Below are 18,627 nucleotides of genomic sequence, written 5' to 3' on the forward strand. Positions count from 1 at the left end.
TTTCTGGGTACCCTTGCCTCTTGGGATGAGCGCCTACCTCGCTCGTGGAGCTGGTTCCCGTTGGGCTAAGTGCCTGTTGATCACCGCTCTCTTGGGGCTGAACTGCCTCACTGCCGGTTATGGGGTGAGCCAAGAGCCGGGTTTCCTCATGCCCCTGGTGGCTGAGGAGCGGGATCTCTGGGAGCGGCTGGTGGCAGGGGTAGTGCCCCTTAGTGGCGAGTTGGAAGCTGCCCAAAACCTGTATGAAGTAACCTCTGCTGGGCAAGCCCTAGAAGACTGGCGGAGGCTGCGGCAGGAAAAGCGCCAGGTTGGGCAGTATCTCTATCGCCACCTGTTGCCCGGACAAAAAGTGCTGGTGGACGACGACATCCACTTTGAGGCTATCTTTTGGGCAAGAGACCCGCGCCTGTTTCTCACCCCTCACCAGTACGAGTTTGCCCTGGCTTTGCAGCACCCCCAGGAGCGGGTGGACTACTTGCTGGTGGCGGGGCCGGCGGATCCCTTGCGGAGCGCCGATCGCATCCTGCAATTTTGGCCTGAGCTCAATTTTGAGGGGCTGCCGGGCTTCAGGGAGGTTTATAGCTCCCCCCAAGTGCGGCTGTGGGCTCGCCAACACCAAGAGGAACCGCAGGAGGAGAGGAGATGAAAAGGAGACGATCCTGGCAGCGGCGACAGGTGCTGCAAGCGGGCGGAGCGCTGCTGGCTGCCTATGGGGTTGCCGGCTGTGACCAGGAGTTTTTGAGTCAGCAGGGGAGTCGCAGCCCGGAAAATGTCGAGACGGGAAGCATGAACTTGTCAGAGCTGCTGGCCCGCTGGCAGGTGGGCATTGGCGAGGATCCCGGTCGCTTCCTCTGGGAAATCGAGTCGGATCCGCAGGTGGCGGCAGTGGCGCAGGGGTGGGATCCCCATTTCCTGAGCGGCTGGCTGAACAGCTTTGATCACCGCCAGGGGGATCTCTCCTTTTGGCGCAACTGGCACCAGGCCGGGCTTTTGCGGCAGTGGTTTGAGCGGGGCTATACCCTCCACATCATCACCTGGGAAGACGACACCCACCGCCCCTGCGGCGACTACCACATCTCCCAGCAGTTTATCCAAGACGTAGCCGAGCTGGCGGGGTATATTGCCCAAGCCAACCCCCAAGGCCGCCCCACCTACTGGAGCTTGGCCACCGAGTTTTCCTACTGGCGCATTCCTGCCGATACCTACAACGCCGACACTGCCCCCTACTACCAGGCTCTCATGCGCAACGTCCTAAGAGCTCGCCAGGCCATCAAGGAGCGTTTGCCAGAGGCCGAAGTGGCCCTCTGCTGGGGCGGGTGGATTGCCACCTTCGACGATCCCCAGCGCGGGTCGGGGCGCAGCATGGTGGAGCCTTTTGCCGAGACGATGAGCCGGATGGACGGGATCGCCTTCCAGTCCATGCGCCAGCGGCGGCCAGGGGAGTTTAACCCAGAGCTGAACGGGCCGGATCCGGGCAACCCTGAGCAGATCCGCCTCTGTTGCCATCTCTTTGCCCCCATCCACCGCAACTTGATGCTGGCCCACTACGAGCCCTCGATTAAGGAAAAACACCCCAACGGCGGTCGGGCCGACACGGTCCAGGTGGACTTTGCGATCATGAGCCGGCGGGAGTGGCTGCAAGAGGTGTCGCAACTGGGGCTGCGGCGCATGTCTCTCATGCACTACGGCCTCTACAAGGGGGATCCCTATGGGGCGCTGACAGCAGCGCGGCAATTCCGGGCCCGGGTAGGTTTGCCGGCTGTTGCCAGGAGGGTGTAGCCGTGGAGACGAGGACCCAAAACGGCCTTTGGCAGATACAATCCCCCTTGGCGGCGCTGTTGTTGGGGATCCCCAGATGAAGCCTTTTGCCATAGCAAGAAGCTGGCTGCTGGGCCTAAGCCTTGTCTTGGGTCTGGAGCTGCCAGCCTGGGCAGGCTGTGGCTTTCCTCGCGGAGCAGGGAAAACGTTTTTCTCGCTGCAGCCTGAGGTGTACCAACCCCGCACCCGCTTTGACCAGAAGGGACGCCTGCAGCAGGCCCTTTCGGAGTACGGCGAGACCCGCCTTAACCTGTTTACTGAAACTGGCCTTAGCGATCAACTCACCCTCAACCTCAACACCAGCTACGTTTTCATCGAAAATCGCTTTGCCAGCGGGGCTGACACCGTTACCCAGCGCAACCAGGGCCTGCGGGATCTGGAGCTGGGCCTGCGCCATACTTGGGGGAACGGGGATCCCTTCTTCTCGGCTCAGCTAACGGCCTTGATCCCGCCCGGATATGCCACCCAAGACATTCCCCTGCCCTTGGGGTACGGCGTCTTCGGCTATGATCTCAAAGTTGGGGCGGCAGCCAATACCCAGTTGGGATCCCTGCCTGCCTTTTTCGACTCCTGCCTTACCTTGCGGGATTACCTAGGCTATCCGGGCGACCGCCTCAAAGCCAACTTGACCTTTGGAGCGGATCTCAGCCCTGAGGTGCAGGCCATTGTGGCTCTGGATGGCGACTTTACCCTCGGCAACGGCGCCCCTTTGCTCTTTGGAGATGTGGCAGTGCAGGATCCCGACTACGATAGCCTCAAGCTTTCCGGCCAGCTCAACTGGCGACTAGAGGGAGGGTTAACGCTGGGCCTAGGAGGGTTTCAATTCTTGACTGGTCGCAACACCAACGCCGGCGGCGGCTTCACCGGCTATGTGTGGCTGAGTTACTAAAACCCAACAAAATATTGCAGGATACCCGCCTCGGTAACAGGGATCCACAGCGCCAGATCTAGGATGAGTCTTGGCAGCTGTTGGCCAGGAGAACGGATCCCATGCCTCGCTTTGAAAACATCATTGCCGCCATCGACGGCAGCGGCCCCACCGAGCAGATGGTGCATACTCTCCTGTCCTTGCCGGCCTTTGCCCAGTGCCACGTGACGCTGCTGCATGCGGTGCCTTCCCAGACTTCTGCCGAGGAGATGCGGGCTGCCTGGCAAAAGGGGCAGGAGCTATTGGCCCAGACGCTGCAGACCTTTCCCCCGCGACCTGGGCTGAAGATCAGCACCCAACTGGTGGAAGGGGATCCCAAGGTGGTGGTGCTGCAGGTGGCGGAATCTCTACCCAATCCCCTAATTGTCATGGGATCGCGGGGGCGCAACCGCATCATGGCCATTTTGCAGAACTCGGTCAGCCAATACGTGTTCCAGCTTGCCTCCTGCCCCATGCTGCTGGTCAAGGACGACGCCTACGTCAAATACCCCAGCCACGTCATGGTGGCCCTCAACAACTCCCCCGCCGCCCAGGCCGCCTTTGCCACGGCCCTGGATCTAGTGGCCGGCATCCCGGGAGCCCAGATTTTCCTAGCCTCTGTGCAACTGGATGCCGATGCCCAAGCTCGGGACGAAACCCTAGACCGGGCAATCGCTACCCTCAAAAGTCGCCAAATTGGCCACCGAGTGTTAACTGCCGTCGGGGATCCCGGCACTGAGATTGTCCGGCTGGCGGAAGAAAGCAAGGCCGACCTGCTGGTGATGGGATCCCCAGATCGCCGGCCCAGCATTGCCCGCAGCATCCCCGACTTGGATCGGCTCTTGGGACGATCTGTCTCCGACTACGTGCGGGTGCATATCGGCTGCCCAGTGCTGATGGTGCGCTCTGTCCAAGACTGACCTAGGGCAAGATGGAGCGGTGCTCCGTCACGCGGTCGCTCTGCTGCTGGCGATCTGGGCTGACGGCCCAAGCCTCGAAGATTAGCTCAGGGACGCCGGGAGGGATGGTCATGCGGGTGAGAGCTTGCCACTGCCCCTGCTCGTTGCGGGAGAAGTCCAGCAACCAACGAGGGCCATCCACCAAAGAGCGGGTGCGGCCATGCTTGACCCAAAACTTAATCCACAAGGGAGGCTGCTCGCTCGAGCTACTGGCAGAATTGAGCGAGGCGGGCAAACGCAGCACTACGTCAAAATTGTCACCTGCCCGCAGGTGCTCGGGCACCAGCAGTTGGGGCGCTGGGCACACGCCTGGGGGCAAAGGCAGGGTTTCCGGGTTTTGGTCAGTCACAGCTAAGGGTGGGGTGGGCTGGATCTCGGTTTGGGCTGGCAGGACAGCCTCTTTGCCAGGCGGCTCAGTTGGAAGAGTCCCCACCCCAGGTTGGGCGTTAGCTTTGGCTGCAGCCTCTTCTGGGGAGGCAGGGGAGGCTGGGAGCTCTTGTGGCGGAAGCGGGTCGGGAGCTTCTTTTCCCCCAGAGGCGCTGCGCTGCCAGATGCGCAACAACTTCTGCAGGGTGCGCTCGGGGGAGAGCAAGGTTGTGGTCGAGGCAGGGCTGGCCTCAGGGGTGGGTGGCTCTGCTTCCTGCGGCAAAGAGGGTGGCCCTTCCCCCTGGCCGCGGCAGCGAACAGAGAAGGGGACTCTCAGCAGCTCTGGATGCTGCCAGGAGGAGGGAGCAAGGCACACTTCTCCCCGCAGAGGGCGAGCCCAGGGCTGGCTGGGTAGGGTGAGGGGAATGCTAAACACTGCCGTTCGCGCCTGTCCTGGGAGTTGAATCTGCCGTCGCCCTTGGAAAAGGGGATCCGGGCTCCCCTCCTGCCAAAGCCGTACCTGCAGTTCGCCGCTGCAGCCAATTCGCCCCGTCAACACCAGTACTTCCTCAGGGGATCCCTCCAGTTCGCTGTGCATGAGGGAAAACAGCTCGGGTGGGGGGGCAGGCTCTTTGGGCTGAGGAGCGGATTCGGGCTCTGTTGGCTGGGCCACCAAGGCGGCTGCTGGTTCTGACTGAGCCGGGGCAGACACGACCTGGAAACGCAGACAATTCTTCAGCTCCTTCTCGCCAAACAGCTCAGCTATCAAGTCGGCATCGCGGCAGTGCAGTTCCCAGGAACCAGGGGCAAGACGAGTGGCCGGCAAGATAATGGCGATCCCCTCCTCGTTGGTGCGCACCGAACGGGTTTGCAAGAGTTCTCCCTTCGAGGCCTTCGCCTCTGCTGGGGCTTGTTCATCCTCTGCTGCTAAAGGGCGGTGGCGAACTTCCACAGTAATGGTGAAGTAGGGCTGGGGACAATGGGCCAGGACGGTGTACGTGTCTTCCTCCAGAATGGCTCCTTCGGCTGGTACTGGCTGCCATTCTTCTTGTCCGTTGCGCCGTACCCAAAAACTCAGCATTCCGCGGTCACCTCTGGGAGAGCAAATACTTCACCAGCTCAGCTTGCAGGAGGGTTTGCTGCTGTCCTGTGGGCAAGTGCTTCAGCTGCACCTCGCCGGCCACCGCTTCCGCATCTCCCAGGACCACAGCCCAAGTGGCGCCGCTGCGGCTAGCCCGCTTGAACTGCTTGCTAAAGGGGCTGCCGCTGAGATCCAGCTCGGTGCAAAAACCAGCTTGGCGCAGGGCCTGGGCAACCTGAAGGGATTGGGTCTCTGCCTTGGCTCCGCGGGAGATCACGTAGACGTCCAGCGGCCTGGCCACCCCCTCTAGCTGCTTCTTTTGCAGCAGCAACACCAGCCGCTCCATGCCGATGGCCCAGCCTACGGCCGGGGTCGGCGGTCCGCCCAGCTCTTCCACTAGGCCGTCGTAGCGGCCGCCCCCGCAGACGGTGCTCTGGGAGCCCAATTCCGGCGAGACGATCTCGAAGGCGGTGTGGGTGTAGTAGTCCAAGCCGCGCACTAGGTAGGGATCCAGCTCATAGGGAATGTCTAGGGCTTTGAGATGAGCTTGCACTTGCTCGAAGAAGGCACGTGAGTCCGCGCTAAGGTAATCGGGCAGCTTGGGCGCTTTCTCAACAATGGCGCGGGTGTGGGGATCCTTGCTGTCGAGGATGCGCAGGGGGTTGCGGCCAAGACGCTCCTGGGAGTCCGGATCCAGCTCTTCCTTCAAGGGGGTGAGGTAGTCCACCAGGGCTTGGCGATAGGCCAGCCGGTCCTGCGGATCCCCAAGGGAGTTGAGCCGCAGAGTGAGATTTTCCGCCCCCACCGCCCGCAGCAGATCCCAGGCCAGAGCGATAACCTCGGCATCGGCGCGGGGATCGCGGCTGCCCAGGAGCTCCACCCCCAACTGATGGAACTGGCGTTGCCGCCCCGCTTGGGGACGCTCGTAGCGAAACATCGGCCCACAGTACCAGAGGCGCTGCACATCGCCCGCCATCTGCAGCCCGTGTTGGATGTAGGCCCGCACCACACCAGCAGTGTTCTCGGGACGCAAGCTCACCTCCTGCTCACCGCGGGTGCTAAAGGAGAACATCTCCTTGCCCACCACGTCGGTGGCACTGCCGATGCTGCGGGCAAAAAGCTCCGTCAGCTCCAAAATGGGGGTGCGGATCTCCTGGTAGTTAGCCCGCCCCAAGATCTCGCGGGCACTGGCCTCCACCTGCTGCCACAGCCTTACCTCCTGAGGCAGGATGTCGCGGGTACCCCGCACCGCGTGGATTTTCCCCATGTCTGTTCCTCTCACCCAGAGCCCCGCCCTGGGAAGCAAGGGTTCGTGTCAATGCCATAATATCGCCCTGCTGGCGGGGGGCAGAGCTAGCCTCGGCTCAAGGGCTCAAGCTAGCGTAGAAAGCGGCAACTTGGCTGGCAGCGGCCACCGCCGCGGTGGTGGATCGCAGGATCGTAGGGCCCAAAGAAACAGGCACTCCGCCGTGGGCTTCCGCTTGGCGGCGCTCCGTCTCTGTCCAGCCACCTTCTGGGCCAATAGCCAGCGCCACGACGGCACCCCTTAGAGGCGGCAGGACTTGCAGCAGCGGGGGGGCGTTTTGGCGGGCAACCGCTATGCCCCACCAGTTGGCCTTGAGCTCAGCCAGCCAGCGGCTCCAGGAAGTAGGCAGGTCAATTTGAGGCCAGTGCAGCCGCTCACACTGTTCTGTTGCCTCCCGCACAATTTTTTGCCAGCGTTCCTGCCGCCCCGATCCCGGCTCCACCACGGTGCGCTCCGTCAGCAGAGGGGTAATGCGCGCTACCCCCAGCTCGGTAACCTGGCGAAACACCTCGTCAAATCCCGGCCCCTTGACCACTGCTAAGCCCAGATGCAGGTAAACGGGCAATTCCCGCGGCGGGGCCTCTACCTCAGCCACAATTTGGCATTTCTGGGGCTGCCAATGGGCCAGCCACAGCTTGCCGGAGCCGTCCAAAACCAAAAAGGGATCCCCCCCCCGAAGGCGGTGCACCCGCTGCAGGTAGTGCCGCTGCGGGCTGGTTAAATAGATCCCACCGGTGGGATCCCGCTGGGCCGGGTCGATAGCTAGGCGGGGCAGGGAACTTAGAGAGCGCGTGCGTTTAGACAGCACCACTCCCCCCGTCGCCAAAGGGCTGCAACCAACCACTCGTTGGCCTCCAACATCTCCGTAACCAACCTGGCCTGCTCGAGGAGAATGCCGCTGAGGATAAGCCAGCCCCCTTTCTTCACCACTAGGCCAAACCCCGGGATCATATCCAGGATCACGTCGGTCAGAATGTTGCACACCAGTCCATCCACCATCTCCGGAATGCGTTCCAGACTGCCCTGAGCCACCTCGATCCGGTCTGTAAGGCCATTGAGGTCGCGATTGTGGAGTGCTGCCTGCACCGCCAGCGGGTCAACATCCACAGCATAAACCCGCTTGGCCCCTAAGAGGGCTGCCGCCACCGACAGAATGCCCGAACCGCAGCCCACATCGGCTACCGTCACCCCCTCTGTACCCGCTCCTAGGCGCATCTCCAGGGCTTCTAGGCAAAGCTGGGTGGTCGGATGGGTGCCTGTGCCAAAGGCCATGCCCGGATCCAGCCGCAGCAGGAGACGGCCAGGGTGAGGGGGTGGATCCAGCCAGGCTGGACAGATGAGCAGCCTCTCTCCCACTGGCTCAGGCCGCCAGTGTTGCTTCCAACTGTTGCTCCAATCCTCTGCTTCCATTCGTTCCCAGTGCAGCTTGGGAAGGGGCTGGCCGGCCACGAGGGCATCTTGCCGCAGGCGCAGCGCCAGAGCCGCCAAGTCTAAAGGAGTGGCGCGGAAGCAGGGCAAATAGGCGTGAATGCTAATTTGGTCTTCGCCATAAGCCTGGCTGGCCATGCCCTGACAGCCAAAGCTCTCCAGCCGCCAGAAGATCTGGTCTTCCTGCACAGGGGAGGCGAGGATGTGGAGATCCCACCAGGCTCCACCCGGATCCGGCACCTGGGCAGAGGAACGCGAGGAGGGATCGGCAACAGTCCTGCTCACGGCGGGAGTTCTTGAACGGGAAAACAAAAAGGCTGCCAAAGGGATGCCGTTGGCTTGGCCAAACCAGTTCTTGTTCTAATTTAGGATCACCCGCTGCCCTGCAGCTCCCCCTGCTGGGGGGTTTTTGATGCCCTCCTTGATCCCGTGAGATAGAGTTTAATTGGACGCGCGCTTCGCCTCCCTTTAAAGCTCCGTGCGGGTGAGTGGAGTCGGGTTGTGCTTTGTCGAGCGGAAGGGGTGAGAGAGATGGCAGCTGAGCAGTCAGCAGAACAAGACACTCCACCCTCCCTCGAGATGGCTGGGGAAAGTGGGGCTGAGGCTCCCCCTTTGCCCAGGGTCGGCCCTGCCAAGAACTCGATCCCGCTGACCCGAACCGCTCTGATGCGGCGCTTCAACGAGAGTTTTCCACCTTTTTACAGCCAGTTTGTTAGCAGTGAGATCCAGGTGCAAAACTTGCGTCTGGCCTATGCCCTTTATCAAACCCGTAGGGCAGTGGTGCAGATGCGGGACGAGCGGGGCAAGACGGTGGTTTGTCTAGCCTATCGCAACCGGCCTTCTCTGCTCAGCGACCTATTTGGGGTGCTGACTGCCTTCAATCTTTCGCTGCACGGCATCCATCTCTACGGGCAGATCTACTCGCCCCACTTGGTATTTATCCGCCTCACGGTCTCCCGTGATGGCCACAGCCTTTCCTCTCAAGCCAAGCTCAACCTAGAGCGAGCCATTCACGAGTGTCTGGCCGGGGTGTTTCCTGTTCACGAAACCCTGGCGCTGGAGTTCGATCTCAAAGCCAGCCTGAAAGACGTACAGGTTTCTTTTTACTTTGACCCAGTGTTTCACCTGCCCACGCTGTTGGTGGATGTAGACAACCAACTGGGCGTGTTTTACCGGGTGATGAGGGCCCTGGCGCAGGAGGATTTAACCGTTGTTAACCTCAATTTGATGTTTCGCCGCAACCGAGCGCGCTTTATTTTCTACTTGCTAGGTCCCGACTCAACTCTAACCATGCCGGAATTCCTGAGGCAAAAATTGGCCCTGAACATCCAGCAGCGGCTGCAGGGAGATCCCGTCTAGATCTGCACAGGATTGGGAGGCGAATCGAAAAGGACGGTGCTCAGGTAACGCTCAGCCCAGGCGGCGCCAAAGGCTTTTTCCAAAACACGGCGGGTGCGGTCGTTCTGCTGTTGTTGGCTGCAGTAGCGCTGCTGCCCTTGGTAGTGGAGCAGGATCTGCTGGGGATCCGTCTGCGGGGGGATCTGTTGCGCCAAGTGGCAGTGAATCTCCAGGTAACGGCAAGCAAAGTGCAAAAAGCGCTTGGCCTCTGCTGCATCGCTAGGACGTATGAATAGGCAGTAGGGGGAAAAAATCGTGCCCCAAGGTGGCAACTGGCGCCGGTGTTGGAAAGGGGCTAAATGAGCTCCTACAGCTTCCAGCTCCCGGATGTAGGGATCCGGCAAAGTGGGAGTGACCGGTGAGAGATCGACGATGGCGGCGCTCACCTGGCCGCGACCAGCCACAATGTCACAGCCAAACAGGGGCAGCGGGTACTGCGGCTGTGGAAACATAACACAGTGGAGGATATCCAGGCTTTGGCCAGCCTGGGCCAGCTCCAGGTGCAGCTTGCGGAAGGGCCCCCCCTGGTAGCAGCGGTTTTCAATCTGCAGTTTCTCGCCCTCTAGGCGGCCCTCCACGTAGCCCAGATCCTCTGGCAGGTCGTAAGGGGCCAGGGCAAAGTGGGATCCCCATAGCTCTAAAATCGCCTCCGAGAGGCGCTGGATGAGGGGATGCAGTTGAGCCTGTAAAGCAGGAGCCGTGAACACGGAAGGGGTGGGATTCGAACCCACGGTGACCTTGCGGCCACAACGCTTTTCGAGAGCGCCACAATCAACCACTCTGTCACCCTTCCAGTTTGCATAGCGCTTTACTATCTTAGCGGCAAACGGGCTATCCTGACCGGCTCCTCGCCCGCAAAATGCGGAGGATGCGACTCGATGAGATCATAGGAAGTATGGCTGCCCTCTCCATTCACCACTTCCGCCAGGCTAAGCAGACCGGTCAACCGCTGGTGGCCCTCACAGCTGCCGACTACGTCACAGCCCAGATTTTGGATCAGGCTGGGATTGACCTAATCCTGGTGGGCGATAGCCTGGCTATGACCAGCCTGGGCCATAGCAGCACCCTGCCCTTGACCCTGGAGCAGATGATCCACCATGCCCAGGCGGTGCGCCGCGGCGTAGAACGGGCCTTTTTGGTGGCCGACTTGCCTTTCTTGAGCTACCAAGTCTGCAAAGAACAGGCCCTCTTCTCGGCAGGACGGCTGATGAAGGAGGCGGGGGTAAATGGAGTGAAGCTGGAAGGGGGCTACCCGGCCATGGTTGAGACGGTGGCCTTTCTGGTGCAGCGAGGGATCCCCGTTCTAGGCCACATCGGCCTCACGCCCCAGGCCAAACACCAGCTGGGGGGCTACCGCCAGCAAGGGAAAACGCCGGAAGAGGCGGAGCGGCTGCGCCAGGAAGCTTTAAACCTAGAGCAAGCCGGGGCTTTTGCTCTAGTTCTAGAACACATGCCGGCGGACTTAGCTGCCCAAATTACCCAGCAACTCCGGATTCCAACCTTGGGAATTGGGGCTGGCCCAGGCTGTGATGGCCAGATCCTCGTCACCCATGACCTTCTAGGCCTAAGCGAGCGGATCCCACCTTTCGCTAAGGCCTACGCCAACTTAAGACAGGTAATCCGGGAAGCAGTGGAAGCTTTTGCTGAGGATGTTCGCCAGAAAGTATTTCCCCCCTCTTATCCCTGTGGCCAGACTGTGTTATCCAACAAATAAGGAAGCAGAGCTAAGCAAAGACCCCGTAAGGTAACCCTGTGATTCCGGCTGGACTGAAACGCTACGCCGTTCGCTACCCTTCTATGCCCCTGATGGTTTATCGGGAGCTAGCTGCCCACTTGGCTTGTGTTCCCGGGGTAGAAACACAGCTGGAATGGAAAAAAGATCCCAGCTTTAACTACTCCGCTAGCCAAATTGAGGCGCTGCACATTTACCAAGGGCCAGAGGCTGATATAGAGCAAATTCAGCGTATCCTTGACCACTATGGGCCATGGCAGTATAGCCCTCTAGAGGGCTAGTTTCCTCTGCTTGCCGAACAGGGATCCCAGAAAAGGATCCCTGGCCTATTTTTAGCTGGGAAAGTTCTGGGGCAGGAGTGCCTCGGAGGGTTACTGACTTTGAGCGGGTAGGTGCAACTTACGGGCCAAGCCTAGCTGCGCCAGCACCCAAATGACCCAGTAGGTCATGTCAATTTCCCACCAACGCAAGCCTGCTTTTACACACTTTGGATCAGCGTGGTGGTTATTATGCCAGCCTTCGCCGTAGGTCAAAAGGGCAGCCCACCAAAGGTTGCGGGCATTGTCGTTGCTCTCGAAAGTTCGATAGCCCCAAAAGTGACTGGCCGAATTGATCAGCCAGGTGCAGTGCAGCAGCAGCACCGTCCGTACAAAAATGCCGTAGATAACGAACGACCAACCTCCCCACAGATAGAGCACGGCAGCTAGCGGCAGTTGCAGCAGCAACCCATATTTGTCCAGCCAGCGGTAAAAGGGATCCCGAGCCAAGTCAGGCGCAAAGGCAAAATACTTCTCAGGGTTGAAAAATTCTTCTCGCTGGTAGATTAGCCAAAGCATGTGGCTCCACCAAAAGCCTTTGCGGGCCGAGTAGGGATCCTTTTCCTCATCCTCAGTAAATGCGTGATGCTGGCGATGGCCACCTACCCAAAAGATTGGCCCTCCTTGAAGAGCCAGAGTACCGAGCGTAGCAAAGACGTATTCCAGCCACTTAGGCACTTGAAAGCTGCGATGGCTGAGAAGGCGGTGATAACCCAAACAAATCCCCAAGCTGCCAAAACACCAGTGGAAAAATAGGGCCACTCCCAAGGCAGGCCAAGAGAAGAAAAGAATGCCGCCCACCAAAGCAATGGCGTGGAGAACTAGGAAAAAAAGAGCAAATTCCCAAGCAAAGCGGAAAGACTTTTGGGATGCGGAGCCGTCGGAGTTGCCCAAGGACTTGGGGGAAAGAGAGATTGCCATGAACTAGATAAACCTCAAGGTAGAGAAGTAAAGTGGCGCAGAGTCCAATCGCTCCCTGCACAGTTGTCGCCCCCAGCACTAGGAAACGCAGTGTGCTTCCCCTACCCTTGCCAGTGCAAGTTTCAGCAAGGTAGGCGGACAGCAGCAAGAGGGCAACAGAGCAGACGATGTCATCTGGCCCGAGGTTAAGCTTAACGATATTTCACCCCAAGTGCAAGCGATACTTGCAGATTGCTTCTCGTCTTCAGGATCTTCTCTTGGCTCCTTACCCCATCCCCTACCATGGCACGTCCTTCTTCCCGGCAAAGGCTGCTAAAGGCAGCTCGAGAGCTATTCGTCCGACAGGGCATTGCCCAGACTACCACCCGCCAAATTGCAGACTTGGCGGGGGTTCACGAAGTAACCCTGTTTCGCCACTTTGGCAGCAAGCAGGGACTCCTCCTAGCCGTATTCGGTGAGCTGGGAGTTTTCTCCGGGATTGCCGACTTACCCCTGCCGGCGGCTCCTGCCACCTTCCAGAGCTCTGAGCTGCAAGCCATTCTCCTGCGCTATGTCCAAACCTGCTTCCAGGCTCTAGCCAATAACCCTGAGCTGGTGCGCTCATTGGTGGGAGAAGCAGGCTTCTACTCCGAGGAGCATCGCCGCGCCTTGAGAGCAGGCTTCCTGCAGGCCCAAGAGCAGCTAGCCGGCTACCTGCAGCAGATCCCCAGCCCCGAACTCCAGGCAATTGACCCGGAGCACCTTCACGCAGCTGCTGGGGTTCTCCACCTGATGATTCTGGGGACAGCTGTGTTGGCCGTTACCGCTGGCTTGCCTGCCGACGACGGTAACCAGCCCTCCTCTAATCCAGGGGACAAAGGCACTTCTGAAAATGACATCAGCGCCGCCTCTCTTCTCGATATCTGTGTAAAGCTGTGGATGGCGGCCTTGAGGGGGATGAAGGAAACCTAAAAAAAGAGAAGAGATGAGGAGGTTGTAAGCCGGGTTCTGTAGTGGGGTACTCCGAAGAGCAGCCCCCACTGGCGGCCATCTCTCTGGGAGTGATGTTGCCATCACCCTCTAGCGGCTCACCACCACCGAGACCACCCTTCCCCAACCACTTGGCTGAGTACCGTGACCTCGGTGCAGCCGACAGGGGCGAAGAACAGCCATAGTCCTGCGGCTGCGGCCTTGCTTTCCACCGGGGTTTACCGAGCCAGCGCCTCACGACGCTGCTGGTGGGCTCTTACCCCACCTTTGCACCCTTACCTGTGCTGGACTCCCAGCCATCGGCGGTATGTTTCTGTGGCACTATCCTCGCGGTTTCCCGCACTGGGCTTTCCCCAGCGGTGTGTTCTTCTGAAAGCCCGGACTTTCCTCATCCTGCTGTCTAGTGGCGACAGCGAGGACGCGGCCGCCTGCCCCTCCTATCTCTTCATTTCAATCCTACCGCATCCCCCTAGCGTAGAAAATCCCTCCCTGGGCCTACAGTTCCTTGTCGGGGAAAGCGCTGCATCAGCTCTTGGACAGCCTCGGCATGGTAGGAGCTGCGGGTAAGCGGGGAGGACACCACCTGCAAAAAGCCCAGCTCTTCCCCCACCCGTCGCCAGTGGTCAAACTCCTCTGGGGGCACGTAGCGCTCCACGGGCAGGTGCTTGGGGCTGGGCGCCAGGTATTGGCCAAGAGTGAGGATGTCGCAGCCTACCCGCCGTAGATCCTGCATCACTTGCAAAATCTCTGCCGCAGTTTCTCCTAGCCCCAGCATTACTCCCGACTTGGTGTAAAGGCCAGGATCCCACTGCCGCGCCAATTCCAGCAGCTTAAGGGAGCGCTCGTAGTTCCCCTGGGGACGAACCCGCCGGTAGAGGCGGGGCACGGTTTCGGTGTTGTGGTTAAGCACCGTGGGGCGGGCAGCGAGAATCTGCTCCAAGGCCTGCCAGTTGCCGCACAAGTCCGGGATCAAGACCTCGATGGTTGTCTGGGGCATGCGGCGGCGGATTTCGGTAATGCAGGCAACAAACTGGCTGGCTCCCCCATCGGGGAGATCGTCCCGGTTGACGGAGGTAATCACGGCATGACGCAACCCTAGCCGTTGCACAGCCTCTGCCACTCGCAGCGGCTCGGTGGGATCCAAAGGCAAAGGGCGCTTGGTGAAGTCGATATCGCAGTAGGGGCAGGCGCGGGTGCAGGCTGGGCCCATGATTAAGAAGGTGGCGGTGCCGTTGGCAAAGCACTCTCCTAGGTTGGGACAAGAGGCCTCTTCGCAGACGGTGTTCAGACCTAAGTCCCGCAGCAGCTGTTTGACGGAGCCTACCCGCTGAGGTGCCTTGGCCCGCAGCCAGGCTGGTTTGCCACTAGGGGAAGCAACGGCACTCAAAGAAAACCCTCCAACTAGCCACCAACGGCAACTCGTGTATCTCTTAGCTTATCCGCCTTGAGGGCAGGGCAAAAGCCCGCAAGCACTTTGATTACCAACTTGTACTAGACTAGGGTTGGCTGATACGAAGCCAAGGGCTTTGTCCCGCTAACGCGGTTGCCAAGGCGATGCAGCTTGCTGAGGGGGCCAAAGCGGGGGCAGGTAGCGCCTTTGCAAACCTTTTCATAGGTATTCCCTGCTTTGGTTGGCGGGAGTACCAAGGCATACTGGAAAGCGAGTGTCGAGCGATAGGGATCCCACATGGTTGTTGCTGCTCCTCCCTCTCTGGAACAACTTGCCATCAACACTATTCGTTTTTTGGCGGTGGATGCTGTTCAGAAGGCCAACTCCGGCCACCCTGGCCTGCCGATGGGGGCAGCACCCATGGCCTATGTGCTTTGGCAGCAGTTTCTGAAGTTCAACCCCCGCAACCCCAAGTGGGTGGATCGGGATCGCTTTGTCCTCTCGGCAGGCCACGGCTGCATGCTGCTGTATGCTCTGCTACATCTGACTGGCTTTGACGTCAGTCTTGAAGATCTCAAGCAGTTTCGCCAGTGGGGATCCAAAACCCCCGGCCACCCGGAAAACTTTGAAACCCCTGGCGTGGAGGTGACTACGGGCCCTCTGGGGCAGGGGGTGGCCAATGCAGTAGGGCTGGCCATTGCTGAAGCTCACCTTGCGGCCCGCTTTAACAAGCCTGGCCACACGATTGTTGACCACTACACCTACGTGATCCTGGGCGACGGCTGCAACATGGAGGGGGTGGCCTCGGAAGCGGCTTCCCTAGCTGGCCACCTCAAGCTGGGCAAGCTGATCATGCTCTACGACAGCAACCACATCTCCATCGATGGCAGGACGGAAATTACCTTTACCGAAGATGTGGGCAAACGCTACGAGGCCTACGGCTGGCATGTGCAAAAAGTGGAGGACGGCAACCACGATCTGAAGGGGATTGCCGACGCTATCCAGAAAGCCAAAGAAGTTACCGACAAGCCTTCCCTGATCATTGTCGAGACCACCATTGGCTACGGCTCCCCCAACAAAGCTGGCACTGAGAGCGTCCACGGAGCACCGCTGGGGCCAGAGGAGGTGAAGCTCACCAAGCAAAACCTGGGCTGGCCGCTGGAGCCTGAGTTTTACATTCCCGACGAAGTGCTGGCTCACTTCCGCCAGGCCATTGAAAGAGGGGCCAGGGCCGAGGCCGAGTGGAACGAGCGCTTTGCCGCCTACGAGAAGGCCTACCCAGAAGAGGCTGCTGAGTTTAAACGGATCATGGCGGGCGAGCTGCCTGTGGGCTGGAAAGAAGCCCTAGCGCCAATTGCCGAAATCGGCAGGGAGTCCACCCGCAATCTCTCGGGTCTTTGCCTTAACGCCTTGGCCAAGGCGGTACCTGAGCTGCTGGGCGGATCTGCCGATCTGGCCCACTCCAACATGACTTACCTAAAGGGGATCCCAGAATTTCAGGCCGGCTCCTACCACGGGCGCAACTTCCGCTTTGGAGTCCGGGAACACGCTATGGGAGCTATCGCCAACGGCATGGCCCTGCACGGCGGCCTTATCCCCTACGACGCCACCTTCTTGGTTTTCAGCGACTACATGCGGCCGGCTATTCGCCTGTCAGCCCTCTCGCGGGCGCGGGTGCTTCATGTGATGACCCACGACTCCATTGCCCTGGGAGAGGACGGCCCCACCCACCAGCCTATTGAGACACTGGCCTCCCTGCGGGCTATCCCCAACCTCTACGTCATCCGCCCTGCTGATGCTCGCGAGACGGTAGGAGCCTACCAAGTAGCCCTCGAGTCCAAGTCCACCCCCTCGGTGCTGGTGTTTACCCGGCAGGCGGTCAATCCCGTGGAAGGTACCTCCGTGGAGGGAGTGGCCAAGGGAGCCTACGTGGTGGTGGATGCCCCCAACCCGGAGCTAATCTTGATTGCCACCGGCTCAGAGCTGGAGCTGGCGGTGAAGGCTGCTGCCCAACTGAAGCAGGAAGGCCGGGCGGTGCGCGTGGTCTCCATGCCCTGCATGGAGCTATTTGAGGCCCAGCCTCAGAGTTACCGGGACTCTGTCTTACCTCCCAACGTTACTAAGCGCATCTCCATCGAGGCGGGCTCCACCTTTGGCTGGCACAAGTACCTGGGTTTTGAGGGGGTAGCCATTGGCATTGACCGCTTCGGCGCTTCTGCCCCTGGCCCCGTGTGTATGGAGAAGTTTGGCTTCACGGTGGAGAATGTGCTCAATACTGCCCGTCGTCTCCTAGGCTAACCCTTGATACGCCCAGCAGGGATCCCTAGCCTGTAGAGTATGAGCACCTCAAAGCTAGGCAAAAGCAAGGGTGGGAGGGTAGCAGCTCTATTGGCTGGCGGGATCAGTGGAATGCTGCTCCAGGGATCCCCCTGGGTTGCCGCTCAGCCTGCCCTCCAAACAGTGCCGCTGCCGCGCCTGCCAGTGGGTGTGGATCAAGCGGTCTTTGGCCGGCCAGTGGCTCGCTTCAACCCCACCCCACCGGTTGAGGTGGTAGTCCGCAACCGCACTGGCCTGCCTTTGGAGTACGGCTTTACCGATCCGCGCCAGGGTATCTCGGAACTGCAGCCGGGAGAAACGCTACGCTTGAGCAACCTGACCCTCCCCAACTGCCTGGCCATCAACACACCCATGTTGGGGCCGGTGGGCTACCAGGTGAGTGTGGATCCCGCGAATGTCATCACCGTGGAGGTGCGCCTAGTCAACGACGTTTCGGGCGATCACTGCCTAGACCTGCAAGAGACAGGCGCCATCTTCGTCAATTGATGTTGGTGGGAATCCCTGCATCTCCAGAGAGCAAAGCCCCCCAGAGGCTCAAGTGTATTGACAGAGGTTGCCAGCTGGAACAGGATGCAGAGAGGAGGCTGGGATCCAGCTTCTGGCTAGGCAGGGGTAAAGCTGCCCCAACTCAACTTTTCCTTTGGACGGTCTCATGAGCAATCAGTGGTGTCCCCGGTTTCGCAGGGTTCTGGTGGCTGGCGCGGCGATTGTGGGGTTGGCAAGCTTGCCAGCAAAGGCCCAGCAAGTTACGGATCCCAGCCCGGCTCAGGCGGCCACCGATGTTGAGCCTACCTCTTCAATCTCGGCTTCTTTTCGCAGCCAAAATGGGGTCAGCGTACGCCCGGAAACGGTGAGGGTTTTCCTGAATGGCAGAGAGGTTACCTCGGAAGCAGTGATCACGCGCGATTTCTTTACCTACCGTCCCCCTCAGCCCCTGCCGTCAGGGCGTCACGAAGTCTTGCTGGAGTTCACCAACACCCAGGGAGTGACCCGCCGCGTCACCTGGAGCTTTACGGTGGGCAGCCCTGTCCGTGCCTCCATTGAACGCCGGCCATCGCCCCCTGTCAGCAGGCGAGATCTTGCTGGTAACCGTTAACGGCACTCCCTCTAGCCGAGTAACCGTTTACCTCGTTCAGGATGGACGGCAGGTGCAAACTCTACAGGCCCGGGAAGTTTCCAGAGGCACCTACGTGGTCAACGTCCTCGTTGAACCGAAAGATGCTACTCGCGAAGGGATCGTCATTGCGCGTTTGGAAAACAACGGCCAGGTGCGCTTTATGACTGCAGAACAGCCAGCTCGCTTGATCGAGGGGGCTGGCGGCGGTATCCAGCGTCTTGCCGCCCAAGAAGTTTCCGCAACTACCACTGTCCCCAGCTTAGTGCCCCAGATTACTAACTTGCGGGACGGGGATCGGGTTGCCGGCCCTTCCTTTACGCTGCAAGGCACCACAGCTCCCAATGCTTCGGTGCGGGTACCAGCAACGGCCTCAACTTCACTGGAGGGCATTCTCAGCGCTCAGCAGACGGTGATGAACCAAACTGTCCAGGCTGATGGGCAGGGCCGTTTTACCATCACCGTCCGACCCCCCATTCCGGCCGCCGGCACGGTGTATCAGGTCAACCTCACGGCTACTTCTGGCAGCTGTCTCCGCTAGGGGGAAGGTCAGTCCAGGTCTTTAAGCCCTGCCGTTGGTGGCG

General features: G+C 60.1%; 18 protein-coding genes, 1 tRNA gene, 1 other RNA gene and 1 pseudogene. 12 read left to right on the forward strand and 9 right to left on the reverse strand.

Features of this window, described 5'->3' with window-relative positions:
• From NW860_RS04845 to NW860_RS04860, 4 genes and pseudogenes are all read left to right on the forward strand, one after another.
• Nucleotides 1–646: pseudogene (locus NW860_RS04845) on the forward strand (hypothetical protein); the annotation flags it as partial.
• Nucleotides 643–1,779: a hypothetical protein gene (locus NW860_RS04850; RefSeq protein WP_414512749.1), complete on the forward strand. Its 1,137-nt coding sequence runs from the start codon at nucleotides 643–645 to the stop codon at nucleotides 1,777–1,779. The pseudogene NW860_RS04845 and the gene NW860_RS04850, both read left to right, overlap by 4 nt.
• A gap of 28 nt (nucleotides 1,780–1,807) precedes the next feature.
• On the forward strand, nucleotides 1,808–2,707 hold the full coding sequence (locus tag NW860_RS04855) for a hypothetical protein (RefSeq protein ID WP_414512751.1): 900 nt from the start codon (nucleotides 1,808–1,810) through the stop codon (nucleotides 2,705–2,707).
• 101 nt (nucleotides 2,708–2,808) lie between these two features.
• Nucleotides 2,809–3,645, forward strand: coding sequence for a universal stress protein (locus tag NW860_RS04860; protein WP_414512753.1), 837 nt, complete (start codon nucleotides 2,809–2,811; stop codon nucleotides 3,643–3,645).
• 1 nt (nucleotide 3,646) lies between these two features.
• On the opposite strand, the gene NW860_RS04865 is transcribed toward NW860_RS04860, so the two are convergent.
• From NW860_RS04865 to prmA, 4 genes are all read right to left on the reverse strand, one after another.
• Entirely contained in the window at nucleotides 3,647–5,131 is a 1,485-nt protein-coding gene (locus NW860_RS04865) for a hypothetical protein (RefSeq protein ID WP_414512755.1), read from the reverse strand.
• A gap of 7 nt (nucleotides 5,132–5,138) precedes the next feature.
• Nucleotides 5,139–6,398, reverse strand: a complete 1,260-nt coding sequence (gene hisS, locus NW860_RS04870) for a histidine--tRNA ligase (RefSeq protein WP_414512756.1) — start codon at nucleotides 6,396–6,398, stop codon at nucleotides 5,139–5,141.
• Between the two features lie 97 nt (nucleotides 6,399–6,495).
• Entirely contained in the window at nucleotides 6,496–7,245 is a 750-nt protein-coding gene (locus NW860_RS04875; protein ID WP_414512758.1) for a 16S rRNA (uracil(1498)-N(3))-methyltransferase, read from the reverse strand.
• Entirely contained in the window at nucleotides 7,218–8,105 is an 888-nt protein-coding gene (gene prmA / locus NW860_RS04880; protein WP_414512796.1) for a 50S ribosomal protein L11 methyltransferase, read from the reverse strand. Before prmA ends, NW860_RS04875 begins: the two co-directional genes overlap by 28 nt.
• A gap of 291 nt (nucleotides 8,106–8,396) precedes the next feature.
• On the opposite strand from prmA, the gene NW860_RS04885 reads away from it, so the two are divergent.
• Nucleotides 8,397–9,224 (forward strand): hypothetical protein, encoded by an 828-nt coding sequence (locus NW860_RS04885; RefSeq protein WP_414512760.1) that lies wholly within the window; start codon nucleotides 8,397–8,399, stop codon nucleotides 9,222–9,224.
• On the opposite strand, the gene NW860_RS04890 is transcribed toward NW860_RS04885, so the two are convergent.
• Both NW860_RS04890 and NW860_RS04895 read right to left on the reverse strand, forming a co-directional pair.
• On the reverse strand, nucleotides 9,221–9,970 hold the full coding sequence (locus tag NW860_RS04890; RefSeq protein ID WP_414512798.1) for a phycocyanobilin:ferredoxin oxidoreductase: 750 nt from the start codon (nucleotides 9,968–9,970) through the stop codon (nucleotides 9,221–9,223). The genes NW860_RS04885 and NW860_RS04890 overlap by 4 nt on opposite strands.
• A tRNA-Ser gene (locus NW860_RS04895) sits at nucleotides 9,970–10,056 on the reverse strand. The genes NW860_RS04890 and NW860_RS04895 overlap by 1 nt, the downstream gene beginning before the upstream one ends.
• A 102-nt stretch (nucleotides 10,057–10,158) precedes the next feature.
• Between NW860_RS04895 and panB the strand changes: the two genes are divergently transcribed.
• Nucleotides 10,159–10,977, forward strand: coding sequence for a 3-methyl-2-oxobutanoate hydroxymethyltransferase (panB, locus tag NW860_RS04900; protein ID WP_414393617.1), 819 nt, complete (start codon nucleotides 10,159–10,161; stop codon nucleotides 10,975–10,977).
• Nucleotides 10,978–11,015: 38 nt separating this feature from the next.
• Nucleotides 11,016–11,276: a hypothetical protein gene (locus tag NW860_RS04905; protein ID WP_414410465.1), complete on the forward strand. Its 261-nt coding sequence runs from the start codon at nucleotides 11,016–11,018 to the stop codon at nucleotides 11,274–11,276.
• 90 nt (nucleotides 11,277–11,366) lie between these two features.
• On the opposite strand, the gene NW860_RS04910 is transcribed toward NW860_RS04905, so the two are convergent.
• The gene (locus tag NW860_RS04910; protein ID WP_414393620.1) at nucleotides 11,367–12,233 is read right to left on the reverse strand and encodes an acyl-CoA desaturase; all 867 of its coding nucleotides are present in this window, start codon (nucleotides 12,231–12,233) and stop codon (nucleotides 11,367–11,369) included.
• Nucleotides 12,234–12,515: 282 nt separating this feature from the next.
• On the opposite strand from NW860_RS04910, the gene NW860_RS04915 reads away from it, so the two are divergent.
• On the forward strand, nucleotides 12,516–13,184 hold the full coding sequence (locus NW860_RS04915; protein WP_414405358.1) for a TetR/AcrR family transcriptional regulator: 669 nt from the start codon (nucleotides 12,516–12,518) through the stop codon (nucleotides 13,182–13,184).
• Between the two features lie 9 nt (nucleotides 13,185–13,193).
• On the opposite strand, the gene rnpB is transcribed toward NW860_RS04915, so the two are convergent.
• An RNA gene (gene rnpB, locus NW860_RS04920) (RNase P RNA component class A) lies at nucleotides 13,194–13,642 on the reverse strand.
• Nucleotides 13,643–13,671: 29 nt separating this feature from the next.
• The gene (lipA, locus tag NW860_RS04925) at nucleotides 13,672–14,589 is read right to left on the reverse strand and encodes a lipoyl synthase (RefSeq protein WP_414393624.1); all 918 of its coding nucleotides are present in this window, start codon (nucleotides 14,587–14,589) and stop codon (nucleotides 13,672–13,674) included.
• Between the two features lie 300 nt (nucleotides 14,590–14,889).
• Between lipA and tkt the strand changes: the two genes are divergently transcribed.
• The 4 genes from tkt (at nucleotide 14,890) to NW860_RS04945 (ending at nucleotide 18,584) form a co-directional block, all read left to right on the forward strand.
• Complete coding sequence (tkt, locus tag NW860_RS04930) at nucleotides 14,890–16,890, forward strand: transketolase (protein ID WP_414393626.1); 2,001 nt, start codon at nucleotides 14,890–14,892, stop codon at nucleotides 16,888–16,890.
• Between the two features lie 39 nt (nucleotides 16,891–16,929).
• A complete protein-coding gene (locus tag NW860_RS04935; protein ID WP_414512763.1) occupies nucleotides 16,930–17,415 on the forward strand; it encodes a hypothetical protein in 486 nt (161 codons plus the stop codon).
• A gap of 154 nt (nucleotides 17,416–17,569) precedes the next feature.
• Entirely contained in the window at nucleotides 17,570–18,025 is a 456-nt protein-coding gene (locus tag NW860_RS04940) for a hypothetical protein (RefSeq protein WP_414512765.1), read from the forward strand.
• Complete coding sequence (locus tag NW860_RS04945; RefSeq protein WP_414512767.1) at nucleotides 18,009–18,584, forward strand: hypothetical protein; 576 nt, start codon at nucleotides 18,009–18,011, stop codon at nucleotides 18,582–18,584. Before NW860_RS04940 ends, NW860_RS04945 begins: the two co-directional genes overlap by 17 nt.
• Nucleotides 18,585–18,627 lie beyond the last annotated feature (43 nt).

Source organism: Synechococcus sp. F70.1 (genome assembly GCF_047502745.1).
Taxonomy (GTDB): domain Bacteria; phylum Cyanobacteriota; class Cyanobacteriia; order Thermostichales; family Thermostichaceae; genus Thermostichus.

Excerpts from the sequence above, each read along its gene's own strand:
- NW860_RS04935 (WP_414512763.1), top strand. The coding sequence starts at position 16,930 with ATGAGCACCTCAAAGCTAGGCAAAAGCAAGGGTGGGAGGGTAGCAGCT.
- NW860_RS04910 (WP_414393620.1), bottom strand. The coding sequence starts at position 12,233 with ATGGCAATCTCTCTTTCCCCCAAGTCCTTGGGCAACTCCGACGGCTCC.
- NW860_RS04915 (WP_414405358.1), top strand. The coding sequence starts at position 12,516 with ATGGCACGTCCTTCTTCCCGGCAAAGGCTGCTAAAGGCAGCTCGAGAG.
- panB (WP_414393617.1), top strand. The coding sequence starts at position 10,159 with ATGGCTGCCCTCTCCATTCACCACTTCCGCCAGGCTAAGCAGACCGGT.
- tkt (WP_414393626.1), top strand. The coding sequence starts at position 14,890 with ATGGTTGTTGCTGCTCCTCCCTCTCTGGAACAACTTGCCATCAACACT.
- hisS (WP_414512756.1), bottom strand. The coding sequence starts at position 6,398 with ATGGGGAAAATCCACGCGGTGCGGGGTACCCGCGACATCCTGCCTCAG.
- NW860_RS04860 (WP_414512753.1), top strand. The coding sequence starts at position 2,809 with ATGCCTCGCTTTGAAAACATCATTGCCGCCATCGACGGCAGCGGCCCC.
- NW860_RS04885 (WP_414512760.1), top strand. The coding sequence starts at position 8,397 with ATGGCAGCTGAGCAGTCAGCAGAACAAGACACTCCACCCTCCCTCGAG.
- NW860_RS04865 (WP_414512755.1), bottom strand. The coding sequence starts at position 5,131 with ATGCTGAGTTTTTGGGTACGGCGCAACGGACAAGAAGAATGGCAGCCA.
- NW860_RS04850 (WP_414512749.1), top strand. The coding sequence starts at position 643 with ATGAAAAGGAGACGATCCTGGCAGCGGCGACAGGTGCTGCAAGCGGGC.